General features: G+C 64.5%; 21 protein-coding genes. 17 read left to right on the forward strand and 4 right to left on the reverse strand.

Annotated elements, in window-relative coordinates:
* Nucleotides 1-7 precede the first annotated feature (7 nt).
* From ACTDXD_RS15840 to ACTDXD_RS15865, 6 genes are all read left to right on the forward strand, one after another.
* Entirely contained in the window at nt 8-1,522 is a 1,515-nt protein-coding gene (locus tag ACTDXD_RS15840) for a class I adenylate-forming enzyme family protein (protein WP_440123273.1), read from the forward strand.
* A 27-nt stretch (nt 1,523-1,549) separates the two neighbouring features.
* A complete protein-coding gene (locus tag ACTDXD_RS15845) occupies nt 1,550-2,704 on the forward strand; it encodes a thiolase family protein (protein WP_440127662.1) in 1,155 nt (384 codons plus the stop codon).
* Nucleotides 2,705-2,718: 14 nt separating this feature from the next.
* On the forward strand, nt 2,719-3,516 hold the full coding sequence (locus ACTDXD_RS15850) for a crotonase/enoyl-CoA hydratase family protein (RefSeq protein WP_440123274.1): 798 nt from the start codon (nt 2,719-2,721) through the stop codon (nt 3,514-3,516).
* Nucleotides 3,517-3,702: 186 nt separating this feature from the next.
* Nucleotides 3,703-5,982 (forward strand): CoA transferase, encoded by a 2,280-nt coding sequence (locus tag ACTDXD_RS15855; protein ID WP_440123275.1) that lies wholly within the window; start codon nt 3,703-3,705, stop codon nt 5,980-5,982.
* A gap of 53 nt (nt 5,983-6,035) precedes the next feature.
* A complete protein-coding gene (locus ACTDXD_RS15860; RefSeq protein ID WP_440123276.1) occupies nt 6,036-7,043 on the forward strand; it encodes a DUF2889 domain-containing protein in 1,008 nt (335 codons plus the stop codon).
* 119 nt (nt 7,044-7,162) lie between these two features.
* On the forward strand, nt 7,163-8,716 hold the full coding sequence (locus ACTDXD_RS15865) for an ABC transporter substrate-binding protein (RefSeq protein ID WP_440123277.1): 1,554 nt from the start codon (nt 7,163-7,165) through the stop codon (nt 8,714-8,716).
* Nucleotides 8,717-8,956: 240 nt separating this feature from the next.
* On the opposite strand, the gene ACTDXD_RS15870 is transcribed toward ACTDXD_RS15865, so the two are convergent.
* Both ACTDXD_RS15870 and ACTDXD_RS15875 read right to left on the reverse strand, forming a co-directional pair.
* Nucleotides 8,957-9,166 carry a hypothetical protein gene (locus ACTDXD_RS15870; RefSeq protein WP_440123278.1) on the reverse strand — a complete coding sequence of 70 codons (210 nt, stop codon included), beginning with the start codon at nt 9,164-9,166 and terminating at the stop codon, nt 8,957-8,959.
* Between the two features lie 83 nt (nt 9,167-9,249).
* Nucleotides 9,250-10,419 carry an amidohydrolase family protein gene (locus tag ACTDXD_RS15875; RefSeq protein WP_440123279.1) on the reverse strand — a complete coding sequence of 390 codons (1,170 nt, stop codon included), beginning with the start codon at nt 10,417-10,419 and terminating at the stop codon, nt 9,250-9,252.
* Nucleotides 10,420-10,578: 159 nt separating this feature from the next.
* On the opposite strand from ACTDXD_RS15875, the gene ACTDXD_RS15880 reads away from it, so the two are divergent.
* Complete coding sequence (locus ACTDXD_RS15880) at nt 10,579-11,187, forward strand: TetR/AcrR family transcriptional regulator (RefSeq protein ID WP_440123280.1); 609 nt, start codon at nt 10,579-10,581, stop codon at nt 11,185-11,187.
* Nucleotides 11,188-11,256: 69 nt separating this feature from the next.
* On the opposite strand, the gene ACTDXD_RS15885 is transcribed toward ACTDXD_RS15880, so the two are convergent.
* Nucleotides 11,257-12,312 carry an acyl-CoA dehydrogenase family protein gene (locus ACTDXD_RS15885; RefSeq protein ID WP_440123281.1) on the reverse strand — a complete coding sequence of 352 codons (1,056 nt, stop codon included), beginning with the start codon at nt 12,310-12,312 and terminating at the stop codon, nt 11,257-11,259.
* Between the two features lie 126 nt (nt 12,313-12,438).
* On the opposite strand from ACTDXD_RS15885, the gene ACTDXD_RS15890 reads away from it, so the two are divergent.
* From ACTDXD_RS15890 to ACTDXD_RS15925, 8 genes are all read left to right on the forward strand, one after another.
* On the forward strand, nt 12,439-13,092 hold the full coding sequence (locus ACTDXD_RS15890) for a PaaI family thioesterase (protein WP_440123282.1): 654 nt from the start codon (nt 12,439-12,441) through the stop codon (nt 13,090-13,092).
* Nucleotides 13,089-13,853 (forward strand): enoyl-CoA hydratase-related protein, encoded by a 765-nt coding sequence (locus tag ACTDXD_RS15895; protein ID WP_440123283.1) that lies wholly within the window; start codon nt 13,089-13,091, stop codon nt 13,851-13,853. Before ACTDXD_RS15890 ends, ACTDXD_RS15895 begins: the two co-directional genes overlap by 4 nt.
* A 63-nt stretch (nt 13,854-13,916) precedes the next feature.
* Nucleotides 13,917-14,696 carry an enoyl-CoA hydratase/isomerase family protein gene (locus ACTDXD_RS15900; protein ID WP_440123284.1) on the forward strand — a complete coding sequence of 260 codons (780 nt, stop codon included), beginning with the start codon at nt 13,917-13,919 and terminating at the stop codon, nt 14,694-14,696.
* Nucleotides 14,697-14,731: 35 nt separating this feature from the next.
* A complete protein-coding gene (locus tag ACTDXD_RS15905; protein ID WP_440123285.1) occupies nt 14,732-15,547 on the forward strand; it encodes an acyl-CoA thioesterase in 816 nt (271 codons plus the stop codon).
* A 10-nt stretch (nt 15,548-15,557) separates the two neighbouring features.
* Complete coding sequence (locus ACTDXD_RS15910) at nt 15,558-16,142, forward strand: PaaI family thioesterase (RefSeq protein ID WP_440123286.1); 585 nt, start codon at nt 15,558-15,560, stop codon at nt 16,140-16,142.
* Nucleotides 16,139-16,762, forward strand: a complete 624-nt coding sequence (locus ACTDXD_RS15915; RefSeq protein ID WP_440123287.1) for a PaaI family thioesterase — start codon at nt 16,139-16,141, stop codon at nt 16,760-16,762. The genes ACTDXD_RS15910 and ACTDXD_RS15915 overlap by 4 nt, the downstream gene beginning before the upstream one ends.
* Nucleotides 16,763-16,819: 57 nt before the next feature.
* On the forward strand, nt 16,820-17,485 hold the full coding sequence (locus ACTDXD_RS15920; RefSeq protein ID WP_440127663.1) for a hotdog domain-containing protein: 666 nt from the start codon (nt 16,820-16,822) through the stop codon (nt 17,483-17,485).
* 11 nt (nt 17,486-17,496) lie between these two features.
* On the forward strand, nt 17,497-18,450 hold the full coding sequence (locus tag ACTDXD_RS15925; protein ID WP_440127664.1) for an aldo/keto reductase: 954 nt from the start codon (nt 17,497-17,499) through the stop codon (nt 18,448-18,450).
* Nucleotides 18,451-18,566: 116 nt separating this feature from the next.
* On the opposite strand, the gene ACTDXD_RS15930 is transcribed toward ACTDXD_RS15925, so the two are convergent.
* The gene (locus tag ACTDXD_RS15930; RefSeq protein WP_440123288.1) at nt 18,567-19,187 is read right to left on the reverse strand and encodes a TetR/AcrR family transcriptional regulator; all 621 of its coding nucleotides are present in this window, start codon (nt 19,185-19,187) and stop codon (nt 18,567-18,569) included.
* 213 nt (nt 19,188-19,400) lie between these two features.
* Here ACTDXD_RS15930 and ACTDXD_RS15935 point away from each other — a divergent pair, with 213 nt between their 5' ends.
* Both ACTDXD_RS15935 and ACTDXD_RS15940 read left to right on the forward strand, forming a co-directional pair.
* Nucleotides 19,401-20,234, forward strand: a complete 834-nt coding sequence (locus ACTDXD_RS15935; protein ID WP_440123289.1) for a mycofactocin-coupled SDR family oxidoreductase — start codon at nt 19,401-19,403, stop codon at nt 20,232-20,234.
* A 39-nt stretch (nt 20,235-20,273) separates the two neighbouring features.
* Nucleotides 20,274-21,743, forward strand: a complete 1,470-nt coding sequence (locus tag ACTDXD_RS15940) for an aldehyde dehydrogenase family protein (RefSeq protein ID WP_440123290.1) — start codon at nt 20,274-20,276, stop codon at nt 21,741-21,743.
* Nucleotides 21,744-21,774 lie beyond the last annotated feature (31 nt).

The following is a 21,774-nucleotide window of genomic DNA, read 5'->3' on the forward strand; positions in this document are numbered from 1 at the left end:
GCATCGAATGACGGGTATCAGGGAAGCGGTGGGCTTGCTGTGGTCGGCATCCGACGACGCGAAAATGGTCCAGCAGGGCAAGGTATGGCACACGTGGGGCGAAGTGCGCGTGCTCGCCGAGACGATCGACGCCGAACTGGCGCGTGTCGGGTGCAGTGACGGTGCACGTATCGGCGTCGTGCTGGGGAACCGGATGGAGTCCATCGCATCCTTGATCGCCATCCTCGGCAAGGGTCGCACGATCATCACACTCAACCCCATGCAGCCGACGGCGCGAGTCACCGCAGACGCGGTGGCATCGCTTCCACAGGTCGTGCTCGCACCGCAGAGCATGTGGGAAGAAACCGAATTCGAGATCGCAATAGCGGAGGCCGGCATCGTCGGATTCGCGGTCGACGGACTCGACGTCGTGCAGCGAACGGGTGGTCCCGAGGTCACCATCGAGGTCGTGAAGGACGAGAAAGACCCCATTGCGGTCGAGATGTTCACTTCGGGGACCACGGGCCCGCCCAAGCGGGTCCCGCTGACCTGGCGTCAGCTCGAGGCGGCTCTCAAATCGGTCCACAGCCACACCGGTAAAGGTGGCGACGAGCGTGAGCCGCTCACCGGACGCGTTGCCCTCGTGTCGCTCGCGATCGTGCACATCGGCGGCCTGTGGGGCGTCATTCAGGCGCTTGCCGAGGCGCGGCCGATTGTCGTACTGCCGCGGTTCACGGTCGACGGATGGGTCGACGCCGTGCACGAGCACCAGTTGCGTGTCGCGGGTCTGCCGCCGGCCGCGATGCGGTCGGTACTCAACGAGGACGTGCCCAAGGAGAAGCTCGCGAGTCTGCGTGCGGTGACGGCGGGCACGACCTTCGTCAGCCCCGACCTGGCCGACGAGTTCACCGAGCGTTACGGGATTCCCGTGATGATCATGTACGGTGCCACGGAATTCGGTGGTGCAGTGGCAGGGTGGACGAAGCCGCTCATCGGCGAATGGTGGGCGCGCAAGCGTGGCAGCATCGGCCGACCCTTCCCCGGCGTGAAGATGCGCACGGTGGACGAGAGTGGAAACGTGCTGCCCGTCGGCACTACCGGCCGCCTGGAAGTCTGCTCCAGCCAGACCGGCACCGGAACCAACCAGTGGGTGCGTACCAGCGATCTGGCTCATCTCGACGACGACAACTTCGTCTACATCGACGGTCGCGCCGACGATGCGATCATCCGCGGCGGCTTCAAGGTGCAGCCGGAGACGGTATGCAATGCGCTGCGCGCTCACAGTTCGGTGCTCGACGCCTCCGTGTACGGCAAGACCGATGAGCGGCTCGGTCAGGTCCCTGTCGCGGTGATCGAACTGATCGCGGGAGCAGAACCCGTCGATGAGGCCGAACTCAAGGAGTTCGTCCGCAACCAGCTGACCGGCTACGAAGTTCCGGTCACCATCCACACGGTGGACGCACTGCCGCGCAGCGTGTCCCTCAAGGTCGACCGGCGCCGTCTGCTCGAGATGGTCGCCGAACTCGAATCCACGCGGGTCTGACCCGTCTCGCTGACAAAGAAGGAGCACATCGTGACTGCAGTAATCGTGGAGGCCGTGCGCACACCGGTCGGTAAGCGGAACGGTGGCCTGGCCGACGTCCATCCGGCCGACCTGTCCGCTGTCGTTCTCAACGCGCTCGTCGAGCGTGCGGGTATCGACCCGGTCGTTGTCGACGATGTCATCTGGGGATGCGTGCAGCAGGTGGGTGAGCAGTCCATCGACATCGCTCGCACCGCGTTGCTGGCGGCCGGATGGCCCGAGACTGTCCCGGGAGTTACCATCGACCGCCAGTGCGGTTCGTCGCAGCAAGCCTTGAACTTCGCCGTTGCAAGTGTCGAAGCCGGTCACTACGAGGTCGTGGTCGCCGGTGGCGTCGAGTCGATGTCGCGCGTCCCGATGGGTTCGTCGGGCAAGGTCGGTGGAAATCCCTTCCCGACGGCGTTCCTCGACCGGTACGACGGTGTCGCGCCCAATCAGGGCGTCGGTGCCGAGATGATTGCCGAGAAGTGGGGCATGAGCCGCACCGAGGTCGACGAGTTCTCGGCTCGCTCCCACGAGCGTGCCGCGGCGGCGCAGGATGCAGGTCTGTTCGACGCTCAGATCGTGCCCGTGACCACCCCTGACGGCACTGTGATCTCGAAGGATGAGGGCATCCGCCGCGGCACGTCGGTCGAGTCGCTCGCCAAGCTCAAGACGGTGTTCAAGGAAGACGGCGTCATCCACGCCGGTAACGCCTCGCAGATCTCCGACGGCGCTTCGGCGCTGCTCATCATGAGCGAGGAGGCGGCAGCGAAGTACGGTCTGACGCCCATCGCCAAGATCCATACGGCGACCGTTGTCGGCGCCGACCCGGTCATCATGCTCACCGCGCCGATCCCGGCGACGGCCAAGGCCCTCGAGAAGTCGGGCCTGAGCGTCGACGACATCGGTGTGTTCGAGGTCAACGAGGCGTTTGCCCCCGTGCCCCTTGCATGGCTGAAGGAGATCGGAGCCGACCCCGAGCGCCTCAACCCCAACGGCGGCGCGATCGCCCTCGGCCACCCGCTCGGTGGATCCGGTGGACGAATCCTCACCGACATGGTTCACCACATGCGTCGCAACAAGATTCGCTACGGACTCCAAACGATGTGCGAGGGTGGCGGACAAGCCAACGCCACGATCCTCGAACTCGTCGAGAACTGAGAAAGGGACCGACGATGACTCAGGCAACCCAGGCCGGTGCGCTCGTCGAGCGCGTCGGCAACGTCATGGTGATCACGATCAACCGTCCGGAGGCCCGCAACGCGGTGAACTCGTCGGTGAGCATCGGAGTCGGCGGCGCCCTCGAAGAGGCGGCGAACGATCCCGAGGTGCGGGCGATCGTTGTCACCGGTGCCGGTGACAAGTCGTTCTGCGCGGGCGCCGACCTCAAGGCGATCTCGCGTGGCGAGGGCCTGCATGCTCCCGGTCATGAGGACTGGGGCTTCGCGGGCTTCGTCAAGCACTACGTCGACAAGCCCACGATCGCTGCTGTCAACGGCACCGCGCTCGGCGGGGGTACTGAACTGGCGCTGTCGGCGGATCTCATCGTGGCCGCGGAGAACGCGACCTTCGGTCTGCCGGAGGTCAAGCGCGGTCTGATCGCCGGTGCGGGTGGCGTGTTCCGCCTTCCCGCCCAGATCTCGCAGCGTCTCGCGATGGAGATGATCTTCACGGGAGATCCGATCACCGCCGCGCGCGCTCTGGAGGTCGGTCTGATCAATCAGATCGCGCCCGAAGGGAAGTCTGTCGAGGTTGCGATCGCACTCGCGGAGCGCATCGCCGTCAATGCTCCGTTGTCGGTACAGGCCAGCAAGCGCGTCGCCTACGGCGTCGTGGACGGCCGGCGCGTGGAGGAGGACGATCGGTGGGCACTGTCCGCCGCGGAGTGGGATCGTCTCGCGCTCAGCGAGGACGCGAAGGAAGGACCGCTCGCGTTCGCCGAGAAGCGCGAGCCGGTCTGGAAGGCGCGCTGACGCTCGCTTCGTCCGGTATGCAGCAGCCCGGGTCGTTCCCATGGGGATTCGGCCCGGGCTGTAGTTCTTCTAGACAAAGGTTACTAAGTAGACCTTGTTCCCTTTGTGGGGTAACCTCGTGGTGAGCGTCACAGCGGATGTCGATTTCCGGCACATGTAGTCCGGAGTACGAAAGGCGGAAACTCCATGACCGATCGGATTCTCGACGGAGTACGTATCGTCGAACTCGCCTCCGGGCTGGCCGTTCCGGTCGCGTCGCGGATGCTCGCAGAGGCGGGTGCCGATGTCATCAAGGTCGAACCTCCGCAGGGTGATCCGCTCCGCGAACGTGTTGCCTTCGCTTCCTGGAACCGCAGCAAGCGCAGCGTCGTCCTGGACATCAACACCGACGACGGCCGCGCGAAGCTGTCCGACCTGCTCGACACGGTCGATGTCTTCGTTCACGAATTCACCCCGACGCACGCGGCCGAGCTCGGTCTCGACGACGCGACGCTGCGCGAACGTCACCCGCACCTCATCGTCTCCTCGGTGGTCGGTTACCCCGTAGACCACCCCGACCGCGACCGCCCTGCCCACGACCTGCTCGTGCAGGCACGCTCCGGACTGATGGGTGAGCTGTGGGGTTACCGCGAGGGCCCGATCGCCATGCGCTTCCCGCTGCCGAGCTGGGCGGCAGCATCCCTCGCCGCCGCGGGCATCGTGGCACGACTCATCCAGCGCGACGGCACCGGCCGGATCGGTGCAGTGCATACCTCACTGCTGCAGGGCATGCTCAACACGGCATCGCTCGCGTGGAACAACGCCGAGAACCCCATCCCCGCACTGATTCTCAACAAGTACGAAGCGCCTCCGCAGCTCGCGATGTACCAGTGCAGCGACGGTGTGTGGCTGCAGATGATGAACCCTGGTGAACGTATCGACGTCGGTGCGATTCCTCTCGTCCGGGAGGTCGCCGCTGAACTCGGCGGCGACCTGAACGATCTGTCGAGTAACGCGAGTGAAGAGTTGCGCACCGTCATCGCGCAGCGGCCGAGTACCCAATGGTTACCCGTGTTCCGAGCTGCCGACCTCGGAATCGAGCCGGCCCTGCAGATGGGCGAATTGTTGCGCGATCCGCAGGTCACTTCCAACGGTTACGTCGTCGAGGTGGACGATCCGATCAACGGAAAAACGATCCAGGCCGGTAACCCGTTCGGTATCGACCCCCCATGCGTCGTAACGCGCCCCGCGCCACTCCTCGGCGAGCACACCGACGAAGTGCTCGCCGAGCTCGGATCGTTGTGTGCTGCAGTCGGTGACGGTTCCAAAGATATCGGCGACCCACGGCCTCTCGCCGGCCTGAAGGTCCTCGACCTCGGCTCGTTCCTCGCAGGCCCGATGGCGCCGATGCTGATGGCGGACCTCGGTGCCGAAGTCATCAAGGTCGAGCCCGTCGTCGGCGACCGGCTCCGGTACAAGCCCAGCTACTGGGAAGCATGCTCCCGCAACAAGCGTTCGCTCGCGGTCGACCTCACTACCGAGCAGGGCCAGGCCGTACTGCGCAAACTTGTAGATTGGGCAGACGTTGTCCACCACAACCAGCGTCCGAAAGCGTCCGCGAAGCTCCACATAGACGAGGCGGGTCTGCGTGCGCTCAAGCCGGATATTGTCTTCGGTTACGTGACCAGTTACGGAGAGAACGGCGATCGTGCCGACAGCCCTGGTTTCGACTCGATCTTCCAGGCACTTGCAGGCTGGGAGGTCGAGAATGGCGGTGTCGGAAATCCACCGCAGTTCTCTCGGTTCGGCGTCCTCGATGTCCAGACGGCACTCGGGTCGCTCATCGGAACACTGCTTGCGGTGTACTACAAGCAGCGGACCGGGCGAGGAACCAAGGCATCCGGGTCGTTGCTCGCGTCGGCCACTGCGACGCAGAGCGAGACGCTGATCCGTCTCGCCGACAACAGTGTTGCCGAGTACCCGCGGTTCGATGCAACCCAAACCGGTTTCGGACCGGGCCGCCGCATCTACGAGGTGGCCGACGGTTGGGTCGCGGTCGTTGCCGAAGCCGACGGCCAGCTCGCCGCGTTGCGCGCGATAGCGGGCGCAGCCGATGACGAGGGGATCGAGGCGGGCCTCGCGGCGTTCGAATCCGAGAAGCTGCTGATCGACCTCGCGTCTGCGGGCATTGCAGCAGAGCCGGTCCGTGAGGAGTACAGCTTCGAGTTCTTCGACGACGAAGCGAACCGCACCGGGCAGCTCATCGCCTCCTACGATCACGCGCACTTCGGTCGGATGGAGCAGCCCGGCGCCTACTGGAACTTCGACGATCTCACTCTGAAGTTCGACCGTGCAGCACCGGTGATCGGCCAGCACACCCGTGAAATCCTCACCGAACTCGGGTACGGCGACGAGGAGATCGACGCAATGTACGCCGATCGTGTGGCCGGAGGACCGTCGGTGCCGAAGATGTGGGAACACGAGTAGACAGCAGCAGTACACCCGCCGTCAGGTACAGGGTTCTACGGGAGGACAACTTCATGGCAGTCGACATCCCGTTCGGTCTCGTGGCCCGCGGCCCGTCCGGTCCCGCCCCGGTCCGTCGTCGAGGTTCGGTGCGCCGCACCTCGACGATCGACATGCGGTGGCCGGACGGGCACGGAACGCAGTTGCGCCTCACTGGCAGGTCGCGGGATCTGCTGACACCGGACGACGGTGAGCCCGTCGTCCTCGCCGAGGACACGATGACGGTCGGGGTGAACTCGGCGACCCGGACGATCGAAGACATCGCCACGGATCCGCCGCGACCGGCGGTGACCGGGATGATCGGCGCACGTGGCGGCGGCAGTTCGCGCACCGTACTCGCCGAGGTGCTGCCGGGCGAGGCTTCGGCCGGCACCCCGCTGTATCTGATGCTCGACGACATCGCGGGCGCGTCGCTCGTCGCCGGATTCGCCTACTCTCGCTGGATTCCGCGGGAACAGATGCTCGTGGCGATGGAGAATGCTCCGCGTCGCAAGATGGAGGGCATCTGCACGGGGTTCCAGCCGGGTTCGGGAGCGTTGATGCCCGACGGCTCGTCCAAGTGGAACCACCAGGTGCAGACGGTCGGACCGCTGCTCCGCGAAGATGATCCGATCGGGTGGCATGAACTTTTGGAAATCACGGAGATCTCGATGCGGCGTGCACGCCGCATCGACGTGACGATGGGTGATGTCATCGAGATCGACTCGATGTTCCAAGATTCGTCGACGGTGCCAGAGGGCGGGCGTGTCGCGGTGCACGAGTATCTGGTGAAGGCAACGGCGGATCTCGCAACGGGGGAACTACTGTCGATCTCGGCAGATCCCCGCGTGCTTCCGTACGACGAATGCCCGCTTGCCTCATTGTCCGTCGACAGGATAGTAGGAACTCCACTTCGCGATCTGAGAGCCGCTGTACTGGAGATCTTCCCCGGCACTGCTGGATGTACACACCTCAACGACGCGATGCGCGCAATGGCCGAAGTGCCTGTGTTGGTCGACGCGCTTCGAAGCGCAGACGGGTGAATGGAACTTAGTAATATAAGTGCTACAGGTTTACTAAGAAAGATGTTAGCCTAGACACATTCCGGTCGCAGGTGTGTCTCCAGGGCCGGAGTGTCCGTATCCCCTGAGAAAGGCCGAACATGTTTCGACGCCGCACCCTCCGTGCAGCTGCCGCCGTGGCCGCGGTAGGACTGCTTGCCGCCTGTGGCTCGAGCGAATCCGGTGGTTCCGGCAACTCCGGTGTACCCAACCCGGACGCGTCGCTGAGCACGGGCTGGACCACCGGCATCACCAGCCTCGATCCGCACTTGGCGACCAGTGAGATCGCTTCGTTCCGCTTCGGGCTCAACATGATCTACGACAGGCTGTTCACCGTGGAGGCGGACGGCACGGTCGACGGAATGCTCGTCGACAACTTCTCGTACTCCGAGGACGGCCTGGGGCTCGTGCTCGACCTGCGTGAGGATGCGACATTCCGCGATGGCTCTCCGGTCGACGGCAATGTTGTCAAAGTCAACCTCGACCGCGCCCGCACGCTCGACAGCCCGTCCGTGAAGTCGCGCATGGAGCCGGTCACCGACGTCACCGTCACCGGCCCGTACCAGGTCACGTTGACGCTGGCCGAGCCGACCGACACCATGCCGTACGTCCTGGCTGAAATGTCCGGTTTCATCATGCACCCGGATCTGATTGCCAACGGCGACCCTGCCACCGAGACCAACGGCTCGGGTGCGTACTCGGTGGAAAGCTTCGCTCCCGGTGAACAATTGACAGTCGTTCGCGACCGAACCGATTACTGGGACACCGAGGCCGCTCAGATCGCGAAGCTCGAGTACAAGGCGATCTCCGACACTCAGGCATTCACGAACGCGATGGCCGGCGAGCAGATCGAGCTGGGCCAGTTCCTGCCGGGCACGGTGACCGCGGTCGAAGACCGTCGCGGACTGACGACAGTCGACGTCCCGACCGGAATCGGCGTGGAACTCTTCCTGAACCGAAACATGGCCCCGCTCGACGATGTCAAGGTTCGCCAGGCGATCAACCATGCCTACAACCGTGACGTGATCGTCGAAGCGCTCTACCCGGGTTCCGAAGCTCGGCACCAGTACTCGCGCACCGGTCTGCCCGGCTACGACGCGGCGCTCGAGGAGACCTACAACTACGATCCCGAAAAGGCGAAACAGTTGCTCGCCGAGGCCGGCCACCCGAACGGCGTCGACCTGGGTGAAGTCATCATCGTCAACGTCATCACCCCGGGGGTGGCAGACGTACTGCAGGAGCAGTTTGCAGAAGCCGGTATCAAGATCACGCCGATCGTGAAGGACGGACTCGAGGGCCCGACATCATTCGGCCGCGGCGAAGCCTCCGCGCTGTTGCACTACTCCCCGTTGGGGACCAGCTTCACGGCCGGATCCACTTATCGCTGGGGCCCCCGCCTCAATCCGTCGGGTGTGACACCCGAGTATGAGCAGATGCTCGCCGCCGCAACTGATCCGCGCCGTTCGGAAGAGGAGCGTGAAGCCTCCGCGGTCGAGCTCAATACCTACCTGGTCGACCAGGCGTGGGGCGCTCCGCTCGTGTGGATCACCTACCCGTGGGTCATGAGCGACAAGGTCGGCAACTTCAGCGTCGACATGGATTACTCCACGACGACCGGTCCCTTCGATCTGCGATACCTCACCGTCTCCGAGTAGAGCCGCCCCGAAGCGGAAATACTCCCCGGGTCACAGGCACGGGGAGTATTTCCGGATCGGTGGAACCCGGTGCAGCGATCGCGACAAGCAGGTGGACTGGGCTCTCCACTGGCTCTGCACCAATCGTGCGGATCCACCTGCGCGGCAACCTCTTGCACTCCTCACACCATGAAATCCGGGTTCCGGAGCCTTGTTCAGGCTCCAGAACCCGGATTTCATGTATGGAGAATGGCCGGTCTGCTACTGGCCTTCGGTTTCGGCGGTGTGGGCCCGGGCCAGGGCCAACCCCTCGTCGCGAGTCGGGACGGTGGTGTGCCACTTGCCGCAGGTGCAGAACGCGATGTAGTGGTCTTCGGTCGGCAGGACGGCCTGGGCGTCGCAGTACCCGGAGGACTCGGCCATCGAGGAGACGAACTCGCCGGGCAGGTCGTAGAGAACGCTGTCGCTCATCGGAGTGCTCTTTCAGGAGGTGAAGTGGACCGGCCGGCCCGCGATCGTTCGATGCGGACCGGCCGTTGGGTCATCGGAGACCGTCAGACGGTGGCGGTCTCCGGCTTCTCAGTGCCGACGGCAGGGAGCTTGGGGGCGCCCGGGAACAGCTCTTCGAAGGTGCCGTGCATGATGCGATCCTTGACCTTCTGGTCGACGTTGTCGAATAGGTTGTGCAGCGTCAACTGCGTATGACCGTAGGTGCCCTCCATGTGCGGGTAGTCGCTGCCCCACATCACGTTGTTGTAGCCCATGCCTGTCATAGCGGCGATGGCCGACTCGTCGTGCTGGAACGATGCGTAGACCTGGGAGTAGATGATTTCCTTGGGGCTGCGCTTCAGCTTGGGGCGCACGGCCATCGAGTGCTGGCGGTAACCCTCTTCCATACGGTCGGCGACGAACGGCACCCACGTCGCGCCACCTTCGGAGACGAGCACCTTCAGATTGGGGTGACGATCGAGTGCGCCCGAGGCGACGAGCTTCATCACGGCGCGCTGGCCGCCGAAGGTGGTCTCGGTGTAATTGAGGACTGCACCGCCCGGGCCGCGGTAGGTGGCGCCGGGAGCGCCGCCGGTCGTGAAGTCGATGGGCTCGGTGCCGATATGGAACGCGATGACCATTCCGATGTCCTCGGCGAGGGCCCAGAACGGCTCCCATTCGTCGCGGTTGTAGTCCTTCTGCAGCGGATGCGGGGAGACCGGCATGAAAACGGCCCTGTAGCCGATTTCGCCGCAGCGCTTGAGTTCGTCGCACGCGTCCTGGATATCGAGGGTCGACACCTGAGCGGTGGGGACGAGGCGCGGCGAGTAGTCCATGATCGTTTCCTTGGCCCAATCGTTGGACACACGCAGTGCCTCACGCAGGACCTTCGGGGTGCGGAACGAGCTGGACCACATGCCGAGAGACGGGAAGATGAGTTCGGTCCAGATGCCCTCTTCGTCGAGGTCCTTCAGGCGCAGTTCGACGTTGCCGGCGCCCGGCGCACGATGGCTGGCGGCGTAGAACTCTTCCTGCGAGATATTGGGGAGCCGGCGACGGAACGCCTGGCCGTCGACGAAGACGGTCTCCCACTTGCCGTCAGGGTCCTTCTCGGAACGGGGGACGAGCTCGGCCAGATCCTTGGGCAGGCGTGCGCGCCACAGATCGTCGGGCTCGAGGAAGTGCGAATCACCGGAATTGGCCCACAGCTTCTTGTCGGACACTTCGGTCTCCATTCGTTTGTACGGGGATGGGGCTGGGTACCGAGCGGTCAGTTTGTGCTGGTACCGGTCTATATTGGTAGAAATTCTAGAATGTTATTTTAGGATGTACAGTGATTATGGCCACGCAGAGGGCGGGAAGTCAACCCCAGGCGGTGCGACAACGGAGGAACGATGCTGCAGAGCAAAGGGCGCATACGCGCCCGCACATGGACGAGCACATCCGCGACGAAGGACAAGGTCCTCGACGCGGCCGTCGAGGTCTTCGGTGAGCATGGCTTCACTGCGGCGACCATGGCCGAGATCGTCGAGCGCTCGGGCGTCAGCGTCGGCAGTATTTATCACCATTTCGGTGGGAAAACCGAGGTCTTCAACGCGATTTGGGAGGACTTCGTCGGATTGCTGCGGAATCGTGTCGACGAAGTTGTGCGGGCAGCCCGGCAGGGCGGGGAAACCGACGGCTTCGAGTTGTTCGTTGTCGGCACCCGCGAATACTTGTGGTTGATATGGGAAAACCGAGCACAGGCACGGGTTGTCGCGATGGGGGACACGCCGCCCGGATTCGACGTCCAGCGCCGCAGGGCGAGCCGTGTCGGAGGGGACAGCGAAGTCGCGGTGCTCGGGCTCGGTCCGTCGCGACGGGAGCGGTTGTTCGGCGATTTCCTGCTCGCCATGCGCAACGAGACCACGATCGCGCTGTTCAGCACGAAGGCCGAGGCGGACGCGCAAGAGTTGATCGACGAGGCGGAGAAGTACTTCAGGCGGTTACGCGCCGACGCCTGAAATGATCGGTACGAAGGGCGAGGCAGCGGTCCCGAACCCGCTGCCTCGCCCTTCGATGCACGTTCTCGCTCAGGCCGAGACGAGTCGACGCCGGTGGTACGACACCGAGCCGTCGAGGAGTTCGTCGACCTTGATGCGACGGATCAGTAGGTGCACGTCGTGCTCCCAGGTGAATCCGATGCCGCCGTGTACCTGAAGAGCGGTCTGCGCGGTGGCGCTGGCACCTTCGCAGGTGAACGCCGCTGCAGCGGATACGGCGCGGGTGCGGGCGTCGGTGTCGTCACCGTCGAGGGCGACGGCTGCCGCCCACAGTGCGGCGCGCGAGGCCTCGACCGAGAGGGCCATGTTCGCGCAGTGGTGTTTGATCGCCTGGAAGCTCGCGATCGGCTTGTCGAACTGGGTGCGCTGTCCGGCGTATTCGACCGTGACATCGACCAGACGGGCTGCCGCGCCGAGCGCGTCCAGGGCCCGGAACGTGGCGAGCTCGTCGTGCAGGAAGGCCACGGTACCGGGCTGCAGCACCGACCAGTTGCCCTCGTCGAGAAGGACGTCCATTTCGGCTACCGACCACGAGCGGGTCAGGTCGAGGGTCTCCAGGGTGCGGACGGTTACCGTGTCGACGGGCAACACCGCGGCGACTTCGGTGCCGGTGTCGGTGATTGCAACGAGCAGAATGCTGTGTGCTTCGATCAGCCCGGTCGTCGGGGCCGTGGTGCCGCTCAGGTGGAGCGTTGTGCCGTCGAGTTGCGCGTGGAGCGCAGAGTTCTCGAGGGAGCCGAGTGCCGGCAGTACGAGTTCGGCACCCGATTCGGCAGCGTCGAAGGCCTCATGGCCGAGTTGTGCGAGCAGTCGCGTCGCGACCGCGAGCTCTGCGACCGGCAGCGCACTGCCCGCACGTCCGTGCTCTTCGACGAGTACGGCGAGATCGACGTGTGTGCCGCCCATATCCTCGGTGAGGAGCCCGATCAGGCCGGATTCAGCGACGTGTTGCACGCCTTCGGGTGTCGTGCGGGCCGGGCCGCTGTCGATCGCCGGACGCCGCGCTGCGATGGGGTCGTTCTTGGTGAGCCAAGCGCGCTCGGCCTCGGCGAGGGCTTCTTGTTCGTCGCTCAGCGCGAAGTCCATGGCACTCCTCCAGCATCGTGTTTGTTGACGTAGTTAACCACGTCATCTAGGTTTTGGGTAGCGCCCGAGACGAGATTTTCTGAAAGTCTAGGTTCGTATCGAGCGGTCGTACGAACAGGAGGTCACATGTCCGGGAGCAGCGCAAGAGAATCGGTCGGCGGGGGCGCAATCGGAGGCGGCTGGAGTTCGGTGAGCCACCGCGGCTTCGACGCCGGCGTTCACCGTGAGAATCCGCAGCCGTATGCGGCGATGGTCGCGGTGGCTCGGGACATGCTCGACGAACTCGCGGGAGCGAACCCGCCCCTCGACGTCGTCGAGAAGGTTGCTGCTCATCTGGCCGATGTGCAGGCATTGCTCACAGACCACCAGGTGTCCGAGCGTCGTCGTCCGTTCGGCCATCTCGACGTGCCGGGACGCGCGCAATGCATGTCGCCGCTGATCGAGTTCGACCGATGGGACCGTGACGGCGCCGCCGGCACTGTCACCTTCGGTAGGTACTACCTCGGCGGTAACGGCGCTGCGCACGGCGGCACCATCCCCCTCATGTTCGACGAGGTGCTCGGCAGGCTGGCGAGCACGGACCGTACCCCGTGCCGCACGGCATACCTGCACGTGGACTTCCGCTCCATCACTCCCATCGATGCAGAACTCACCGTCGACGCCCGCTTCGAGCGGGAAGAGGGACGCAAGCGCTACCTGCGCGCAGAACTCCGTCACGGTGAGGTGCTGTGTGCCGAAGCGGAAGGCCTGTTCATCGAATTGCGTCCCGGGCAGCCGTGACGAACGCACAGCCACGCGTACGCGTCGAGCGCGTCGGGCATGTACTCGTGATCGAGATGTGTCGCGCAGACAAGCGCAACGCGATCGACCGTGCAATGGCGGATGCTCTTGACGAGGCCCTCACGTCGCTCGACCGGGACGACGACCTCCGAGTCGGCGTGCTGGCTGCGGATGGTCCCGTGTTCAGTGCAGGCAGCGATCTCACTGCCGGTGGTGACTACTACACGGAACGCGGTGGTGAATACGGGGTCATCCGGCGTCGTCTCACCAAGCCGCTCATCGCTGCGGTGGATGGCCCGGCGCTCGGCGGTGGCTTCGAGATCGTACTCGCATGTGATCTTGTCGTTGCGTCGGAAGACGCCGTGTTCGGGTTGCCCGAGGTCGCGATCGGTCTCGTGCCGACATGCGCGGGACTGTTCCGCGCACCCCGGTCGTTGCCCCTGAACCTCGCGAAAGAACTTGCATTGACCGGCGACCCGATTCCGGCATCGCGTGCCTACGCGGCCGGGTTCGTCAATGTGCTGGCGCCAGGCGGTGAAGCCAGAGCTGCCGCGGTGCACCTGGCGGAGCGGATCGGCCGGAATGCACCGACCGCCGTGCGTGCGTCTCTCGCCGCGATCAACGACGTGGTCTCGGCCGACGACCCCGCCGGGTGGAAGGCCACCGATAGCGCGAAGCGTTCGATTCTCGGCTCCGAGGACGCTGCTGAAGGTGTGCGGGCATTCCTCGAAAAGCGTCCACCGAAGTGGACCGGTCGCTAGGTGCCGAGAACGTACATAACGTAGTAAACTACGTTGACTGTATTTGAACGAGGGAGTTCGTCCATGGAGACCTTGCAGGTGGAACGCTACGACGGTGTCGTGACGGTGACCATGTCCCGCCCGGAGAAGAAGAATGCCGCGGACGAAGCGATGTGGCGTGAGCTCGCTGAGACGTTCACGGAGGTCGGACGCAACGAACTGGATCGGGCGCTGGTCCTCACCGGTGCCGGTGGAGACTTCTGCTCCGGAGCCGATCTCGCGGGCATGCGCGACGATGCGCTTCGTTACATGGCGGACGCGGGGGAAGCAGCTCGGACTCTGCACGCGTTGACGATCCCGACCATTGCCAAGGTCGACGGCGTCGCAGTGGGCGCCGGCTGGAATCTCGCGCTCGGTTGTGATCTCGTGGTTGCCACCGACCGCGCCAGGTTCTCCCAAATTTTCGTTCGTCGCGCGTTGTCCGTGGACATGGGCGGATCGTGGCTCCTGCCCAAGCTCGTCGGTATCCAGAAGGCCAAGGAGATCGCGTTCTTCGGCGACATGTACTCTGCCGCCGATGCGGCCGAGATGGGCCTGGTCACCCGTATCGTGACACCCGACGAACTCGACGAGACCGTCGACACGATGGCTCGCCGCCTCGTCGACGGGCCGGCACAGGCACTGGCCCTCACCAAGCAACTGCTCGACGCGGGTGCCGACGGGGGCAGCATGGAAGCGGCGTTGCGTCGTGAGGCGCACGCTCAGGCGAACAACATCAACGGCGACGACGCCAAGGAAGCGAAGGCCGCATTCCTCGAGAAGCGCACACCGGACTTCCGCACCGGTGCGGCAGTACAGGTGTAACGGACGCAGCGCGGGTTTCGAGTGGAAGGCAGTCCATGACCGACGTCGACACCGGCGCGACCGATACTGGTGGCCGGACGCTCAACGAGATTTTGACAGTTGAGCAACTCGACCGGGATCTGTTTCGTGCATTGCCGATGCACGACGACGGCCGGCCGTTGTACGGGGGGCAGATCGCGGCGCAATGCCTGCTCGCGAGCGGCTCCACCGCGCCTGAGGGCAGACACCCCCATTCGCTGCACGGTTACTTCCTCCGGCGGGGAGACTCGACGCGGCCGGTCGTCTATCGCGTCGAACGAGACCGGGACGGCCGCAGCTACTCCGCCAGACGCGTGGTTGCAGTGCAGGGCGATGCCGTGTTGTTCAGCATGGCTGTTTCGTTCCGTACAGCGACCGAGGGCGCCGAACTTGATCTCGGCGCCTCGACTCCGATCGGCACGCCCGAGGCGGCCGAAGAGATCCTCTCGGGTCTGCCTCTCGAGGTACGCGTGGAGGAGCAACCGAGCCGTCGCCAGTTCTTCCCGACCAGTTTTTTCGTCCGCACCTTCGAAAAGTTGCCCGACGACATCCTCACGCACGCCGCGGCACTGACGTACATGTCGGACTTCTCCGCGGGATTACCCAGGATGCTCGGCGGTGAGGTCCTCGGACCGAGCCTCGACCACGCTCTGTGGTTCCACGACGTGCCTCGATGGGACGGATGGTTGCGCGTCGAATACGAGCCGGGAGCCGCGGCGGCGAAGCGCGGCTGGTATTCCGGATCGATCCACAACGGCGCGGGGCGCCGGATCGCGAGTCTGGCTCAGGAAATGGTGTACCGAGAGGACGACTCGGCTGCAGATGCACCGTGAGGAGAACGGGATGAACGAAGAGAAATCTGCAGATGTCGCCGCACGAGCGGTCCGTCGCCTCGCGACTGCGATCCTCGATGCCCGCTCACACGGCGCGGCGAATCCGGACGTGGCAGCCGAAATCTCCGCTCTTGCCGACCGGTTCGAGGCAGTGGCCGCCGATCCGGGCGACTGCATCGGCGGCAAGGTCGGTACACACGACGGTGTGCTCGAACGTAGTCCGGTGAGCGGCGCGAAGAATCCGGTGGCGATACCCCTGCGGTTCGAGCCGGGAGACGACGGTGAGGCCTCGGCACGCACCGCGTTTCCGACGCAATACCAGGGCCCGGCAGGATTCGTGCACGGCGGAGTTTCGGGGCTCGTGCTCGACGTGGCCATGGCGGTGGCGAACAGCGGGGTGGGCAGACCGGGCGTGACCGCCGAGATGACGCTGCGTTATCTGCGACCGGTTCCCCTGTATCGGGAGGTGACCGTACGCGGCCGCTACATACGTGCCGAGGGACGCAAGACATGGGCTCGGGGCACGATCGAAGTCGATGGTGAGGACGCTGTGGTGTGCGATGGGTTGTTCGTCACGAAGGAGTTGTCGCTGTGACCACACTCGAACACAGGGCTCGCCCCCGTGAGGTGTCTCCCGCTGAGCAGGACTACGCCGCGGCACTCGAGCGGGATGCCACAGCACTGCGAAGAATCGTGGACCTGATCCAGCGGGTCGACAGCGGCCATCCGTTGCTTCTCGAAGTTGCAGAAGGGCTCGACGCGTTGTCGGAGCGACTGGAGAATCCGGTCGAGACGGTGACAGAGACGGTCAGCAACCCCGGTTGGCGTCACGATCCGGTCAGCGGCGTCGAGAATGCGATCGCGCCCCCACTGGTACTCGAGTTCGAGTCCGACGGAACCGTACGCGCCGAGCTCGAGTTCGGGCTGCCTTATCAGGGACCCAATGCCTTTGTGCACGGGGGTGTATCGGCGATGGTCCTCGACCATATCCTGAGTGCGGCCGTGCCCCCCGGTGATACACCCATCGTCACCGCACAACTCACGGTCCGGTACCACCGGCCCCTTCCGTTGTTCGTGCCTGTGACCATGGTCGCGCGTGAGACGGAGCGCGATGGGCGAAAGAGGTGGGCCACGGGTGAACTCGTCATCGACGGACAGGTCGCGGTGTCGGCCGAGGGATTGTTCATCGAGAAGCAGTTGAAGTCCGCACGGTAATCGTACTGGTCAGGAGGAAACGTGGTCGCGTGGAGACTTCCGGATGCCCGAAAGGAACTGTCGCGGTATTACACCGGTACGGAGAAGTATCTGACGTCCGTCCCCGGAGAGTCCCCCGTCGATGACACTGCGGCCCAGCTCCGTCGAATCGTCGAGGCGTTGTCGCTCACGAAACCTGAAGCGGCGCATCTTTCGTCGGTTACCGAGCGGCTACGAGACCTCGCCGACGCACTCGAAGTGCACACCGAGTCACCCGCTGATCGCCTGTTCGGAATGTGGGACGGAGACGGCGTCGTGCGGCACGATCCCGTGACCGGACCGGAGAACACACTTGCTCCCCCCCTGGTCATGCACGTCGCGGAGGACGGCTGGGTCGAGGGCGAGGTGACCTTGGGCCTGCCGTACCAGGGTCCGCCCGCTGCGGTGCACGGTGGTGTCTGCGCGGCGCTGCTCGACGCCGCGCTCGCCGTCGCCAATCATCGTGCGGGAAACAATGGCATGACCGCCAGGCTCGAAATTCGTTACCAGCGACCGACTCCGCTCTACCATCCCATTCTGGTGCGGGCCAAGCAGATGAGCCAGGAAGGCCGCAAACGGTTCACGATCGGCCAGATCGTCGTGGACGGCGAAGTCAGCGCCGTCGCCGAAGGTCTCTTCATCGCGCGTCGGGGTTCCGTTGCAACCGGGGCATCCCCCTCGAACACCGGGCAGGAGTACACATGAAGTACATCTGACTGGGCAAGAGCGGTCTACAGGTATCCCGACTCGGCTTGGGATGCATGAGCTATGGAACCCCTGACAGCGGTCAGCATGCATGGACGCTCGGCGAGGAAGATGCCAGACCCTTCATACGCACCGCCGTCGAGGCCGGAATCAACTTCTTCGACACCGCGAACAGCTACTCGGACGGCACCAGCGAAGAGATCCTCGGCCGCGCGCTGAAGGAGTACGCCAAGCGCGAGAACGTCGTGATCGCCACGAAGGTGTTCGGCCGGGTGCGGCCGGGCCCCAACGGGAGCGGGTTGTCGCGCAAAGCGATCATGACCGAGGTGGAGGCGAGTCTGCGCCGTCTGGGTACCGACTACATCGATCTATATCAGATCCACCGCTGGGATCGCCGCACCCCGATCGAGGAAACCCTCGAGACTCTGCACGATCTGGTGCGGGCGGGCAAGGTCCGATACGTCGGGGCATCGTCGATGTTCGCGTGGCAGTTCGCCAAGGCGCTGTATACCGCAGACCTGCACGGCTGGACCAGGTTCGTCTCGATGCATCCTCACTACAATCTCCTCTACCGCGAGGAGGAACGCGAGATGCTGCCACTGTGCGAGGACCAGGGGATCGGGGTGCTGCCGTGGAGCCCGTTGGCCCGTGGCCGCCTGACACGTCCATGGAATGCGACCAGCGCGCGGACCGAGAGCGACGAGTTCGGGAAGGGCCTGTACGGCGACGACGAACCGATCGTGGATGCAGTCGGTCGCATCGCGGATGAGCGCGGTGTGGAGCGAGCCCAGGTAGCGCTTGCGTGGGTGTTGAGTCGGTCAGCCGTGACGGCACCGATCGTCGGTGCCACAAAGCCCGCGCACCTCACCGACGCGCTGTCCGCCTTGCAACTCGAATTGACCGATGAGGAGTGTGCTGCACTCGAATCGCCCTACTGCCCAAGGCCGGTTGCCGGCTTCGCTTGAGATCGATCCGGGCACACGTATTCGATCTGACAACGGCCAGTTTGTCATTGCGAGATGGCGGGGATCGTATGGTCCCCACGTCGTCGCGAAGTCCGGAATCGTCGTCGTCGATCCGGTCAAGGCGAGGGGTGCGGGGTTGCTGCCCTCATGATCACGTCGACGAGAGGTTCGACGTGTGCTGCCGTGTTTTGTCGTGCGTCGTCGCGTTCGTCCAGAGGCATCGAGAGAACGTGCACCAGGATGGAACCTACGAGTGCTTGCGCGAGTGGGAGAACAGGCACATCGAATGCGATTTCACCACGGTTGATGGCCCGCGTGAAGACGGTGGTGATGCTGGCTCGGCTCGCTGCGGTAATTCGCTCCTGGAACGGGCCGAGCATCGTGGGGGCGGCGGTGAAGTCGACCGTGATACGCAGGGTTGCCCACCCGGTGGGGTCGAGGAAGTGGCGGAGGTTCCGGGTTGCGACCTCTGTAAGATCGTCGCGAAGGTTACCGGAATCGGTTGTCGTGGCGAGCGGTAAGGCGACCGATTCGACACTGGCAATGAGCAATTGCTCCTTCGTTGCCCAGCGACGGTAGAGCGCAGATTTGCCGACGCCGGCGCGGCGCGCGACTCCCTGCATCGTGAACGAGGCCCAGCCGGTTCGGGCGTACTCCTCGAGCGCGGCAGCAATGAGACGTTCGCTGACGTCGGGGTCGCGCGGACGCCCGGCCGGTCTTTGCTGCTCGTCGGGCATTGCTCCTCATTCCGGATGTCGAACTGTATCCCGTCGATCCTTACATTTTGCGCAGTGGTGGGAGCCACGCCCTTGCGGACTTCAAACGTCCGTAATACTCTGTGATCTGCCTAACATCTTCATCTAGGTGATCCTCTACGTCTTTGTCGAGGCGCGGTGTCACTGCGCACACGTTGCGTGGCCTGCCGACGCTTCCCTCCGAAAGGACTACCCTTGGCCGATCTCGAAGGCAGAGTCGCATTCATCACCGGTGTCGCCCGCGGACAGGGACGCGCGCACGCTGTCAAGCTGGCCTCGCTCGGCGCAGACATCATCGGTGTCGACATCTGCAAGGACATCGACTCGATGGACTATCCCAACGCCTCGCGCGACGATCTCGACGAGACGATCCGGCTCGTCGAAGCCGAGGGTCGTCGAATGGTCGGCCGAGTCGCCGATGTGCGGGATCGTGCCGGGCTGGCCGCGGCGTTCCGAGAAGGCGCCGCGGAGTTCGGCCGTGTGGACATCGTCATCGCCAACGCAGGCATCGTTCGCCTGACTCCGTGTGCAGACGAGGAACGCGAAACCCTGTGGCGTGACATCATCGATACCAATCTCACCGGTGCATGGAACACGGTCGAGGTCGCGTTGCCTCTCCTGCGCGAAGGCGGACGGGGCGGGTCGATCGTCCTCACGAGTTCGAGCGCCGGACTGAAGGGGACAGGATCCGAGCAGGCCGGTTCGCAGGCGTATACGGCTGCGAAGCGAGGATTGGTCGGCCTCATGCAATCGCTCGCGAATCAGTATGCGCCCGAGTGGATTCGCGTGAACACCATCCACCCCACCGGGGTTGTGTCCGGCATGACGATGAACGAAACGATGGAGAAGTTGTTCGCCGCTGCAGCCGCGGGCGAGGGTTCGGGGATGGCGACCATGCAGAACGCACTGCCGATCCCGATTCTGCAGTCCGAGGACATTGCCAACTCCGTCGCGTGGCTGGTGTCCGACGAGGCCAAATTCGTCACCGGAATCGCGTTGCCGCTCGACGCCGGCTTCAACATCCGCTAGTCCCACACCGACTTCCGAGCATGATCACAGGAGTGACCAATGACTACTGTAGTAACTGATCTCACTCGTCCCGACGTCCAACTGCATATCGGTGCCGAGCGCGTGGCCGCAGGATCAGCGGGCACGTTCGATCACGTCAACCCTGCAACGGGACAGGTCGACAAGACGATTCCGCTGGCGGGCCCGGCCGAGGTCGACCGCGCCGTGGCTGCGGCCGCGGACGCGTTCGAGTCGTGGAAGCGCACCGCGCCTGCAGAGCGGGCACGATTGCTGCATCGACTGGCGGATCTGATCGAGGTCAACACCGAGGAGTTCGGCCGGCTGGGCGCGATGGACAATGGCACTCCGCTCGGTACGGTCGCAAGCCTCACCGCGAAGTCGATCGCGTGGACCCGGTACTACGCCGGATGGGCCGACAAGATCACCGCCGAGGTGACGTCGACGCTGAGCGCCGACGGCGAATTCGGCTACACCCTGCATCAGCCCTATGGGGTGGTGGGCATCATCATCACGTGGAACGGGCCTCTGATTTCTCTGGCGATGAAGATTCCTCCCGCGGTGGCCGCGGGCAATACCGTGGTGGTCAAACCGTCCGAGTTGACGCCGTTCTCGGCGGAACTGTTCGCTGCTCTCGTGGTCGAAGCGGGCTTTCCGCCCGGTGTGATCAACATTCTGCCCGGCGATGCCGCGTCCGGTGCGGCGCTTGTCGAACACCCACAGGTCAAGAAGGTCTCGTTCACCGGGGGACCGGCCACGGCGTCGAAGATCCTTGCCGCGTGCGCGCCGACGATGAAGCCCGCGGTGCTCGAACTCGGCGGCAAGTCCGCCAACATCGTGTTCGAGGATGCGGACCTGGAGGCCGCATGCGGATTCGGCACGGTCATGTCGGTCGGTGCGATGTCCGGGCAGGGCTGTGCATTCCCCACTCGTATGCTTGTGCAGGAGTCGATCTACGAGCAGGTCGTGGCCACCGTCAAGGCCATCGCCGAACAGATCGTGGTCGGTGATCCGTTCGCGGCGGGTACCTTCGCCGGTCCGGTGGTCAACCAGGCAGCGTTCGAGCGGATCCAGCGTGTGATCGCGAAGGCGAAGGAGGACGGCGCACGGCTGGTCACGGGCGGTGAACCGGCAAGGCTCGGCGGTGAACTCGCGGGCGGGTTCTTCCTGCAGCCGACGGTGTTCGCCGACGTCGACCCGCAGTCGGATCTGGCGCAGAACGAGGTGTTCGGGCCGGTTCTTTCGATCATCCCGTTCCGTGATGAGGCGCATGCGATCGAGATCGCCAACAGCACTCGGTACGGTCTGTCGGGTTACGTGCACACCAAGGATCTCAAGCGTGGTCTGCGGGTGGCGGAAGAGTTGGTCACCGGTGAGGTGTTGATCAACGGTGCGTCCAATCTCGCGGTCAATCGTCCGTTCGGTGGTCTGGGGGTCAGTGGCCTGGGTAAGGAGGGTGGCAAGGCCGGTATCGAGGAGTTCCTGTTCGTCAAAGGCATCGGTATCGCCTGACCCTTCGACGTCGAACCCGACTCCCCATAAA

The organism is Rhodococcus sp. SJ-3 (genome assembly GCF_051918125.1).
Classification (GTDB): Bacteria; Actinomycetota; Actinomycetes; order Mycobacteriales; family Mycobacteriaceae; genus Rhodococcus.

What these genes read in the sequence shown, in the direction of transcription:
- ACTDXD_RS15840 (WP_440123273.1), top strand. Translation starts at nt 8, where the DNA reads ATGACGGGTATCAGGGAAGCGGTGGGCTTGCTGTGGTCGGCATCCGAC.
- ACTDXD_RS15850 (WP_440123274.1), top strand. Translation starts at nt 2,719, where the DNA reads ATGACTCAGGCAACCCAGGCCGGTGCGCTCGTCGAGCGCGTCGGCAAC.
- ACTDXD_RS15855 (WP_440123275.1), top strand. Translation starts at nt 3,703, where the DNA reads ATGACCGATCGGATTCTCGACGGAGTACGTATCGTCGAACTCGCCTCC.
- ACTDXD_RS15860 (WP_440123276.1), top strand. Translation starts at nt 6,036, where the DNA reads ATGGCAGTCGACATCCCGTTCGGTCTCGTGGCCCGCGGCCCGTCCGGT.
- ACTDXD_RS15865 (WP_440123277.1), top strand. Translation starts at nt 7,163, where the DNA reads ATGTTTCGACGCCGCACCCTCCGTGCAGCTGCCGCCGTGGCCGCGGTA.
- ACTDXD_RS15870 (WP_440123278.1), bottom strand. Translation starts at nt 9,166, where the DNA reads ATGAGCGACAGCGTTCTCTACGACCTGCCCGGCGAGTTCGTCTCCTCG.
- ACTDXD_RS15875 (WP_440123279.1), bottom strand. Translation starts at nt 10,419, where the DNA reads ATGGAGACCGAAGTGTCCGACAAGAAGCTGTGGGCCAATTCCGGTGAT.
- ACTDXD_RS15880 (WP_440123280.1), top strand. Translation starts at nt 10,579, where the DNA reads ATGCTGCAGAGCAAAGGGCGCATACGCGCCCGCACATGGACGAGCACA.
- ACTDXD_RS15885 (WP_440123281.1), bottom strand. Translation starts at nt 12,312, where the DNA reads ATGGACTTCGCGCTGAGCGACGAACAAGAAGCCCTCGCCGAGGCCGAG.
- ACTDXD_RS15890 (WP_440123282.1), top strand. Translation starts at nt 12,439, where the DNA reads ATGTCCGGGAGCAGCGCAAGAGAATCGGTCGGCGGGGGCGCAATCGGA.
- ACTDXD_RS15900 (WP_440123284.1), top strand. Translation starts at nt 13,917, where the DNA reads ATGGAGACCTTGCAGGTGGAACGCTACGACGGTGTCGTGACGGTGACC.
- ACTDXD_RS15905 (WP_440123285.1), top strand. Translation starts at nt 14,732, where the DNA reads ATGACCGACGTCGACACCGGCGCGACCGATACTGGTGGCCGGACGCTC.
- ACTDXD_RS15910 (WP_440123286.1), top strand. Translation starts at nt 15,558, where the DNA reads ATGAACGAAGAGAAATCTGCAGATGTCGCCGCACGAGCGGTCCGTCGC.
- ACTDXD_RS15930 (WP_440123288.1), bottom strand. Translation starts at nt 19,187, where the DNA reads ATGCCCGACGAGCAGCAAAGACCGGCCGGGCGTCCGCGCGACCCCGAC.
- ACTDXD_RS15940 (WP_440123290.1), top strand. Translation starts at nt 20,274, where the DNA reads ATGACTACTGTAGTAACTGATCTCACTCGTCCCGACGTCCAACTGCAT.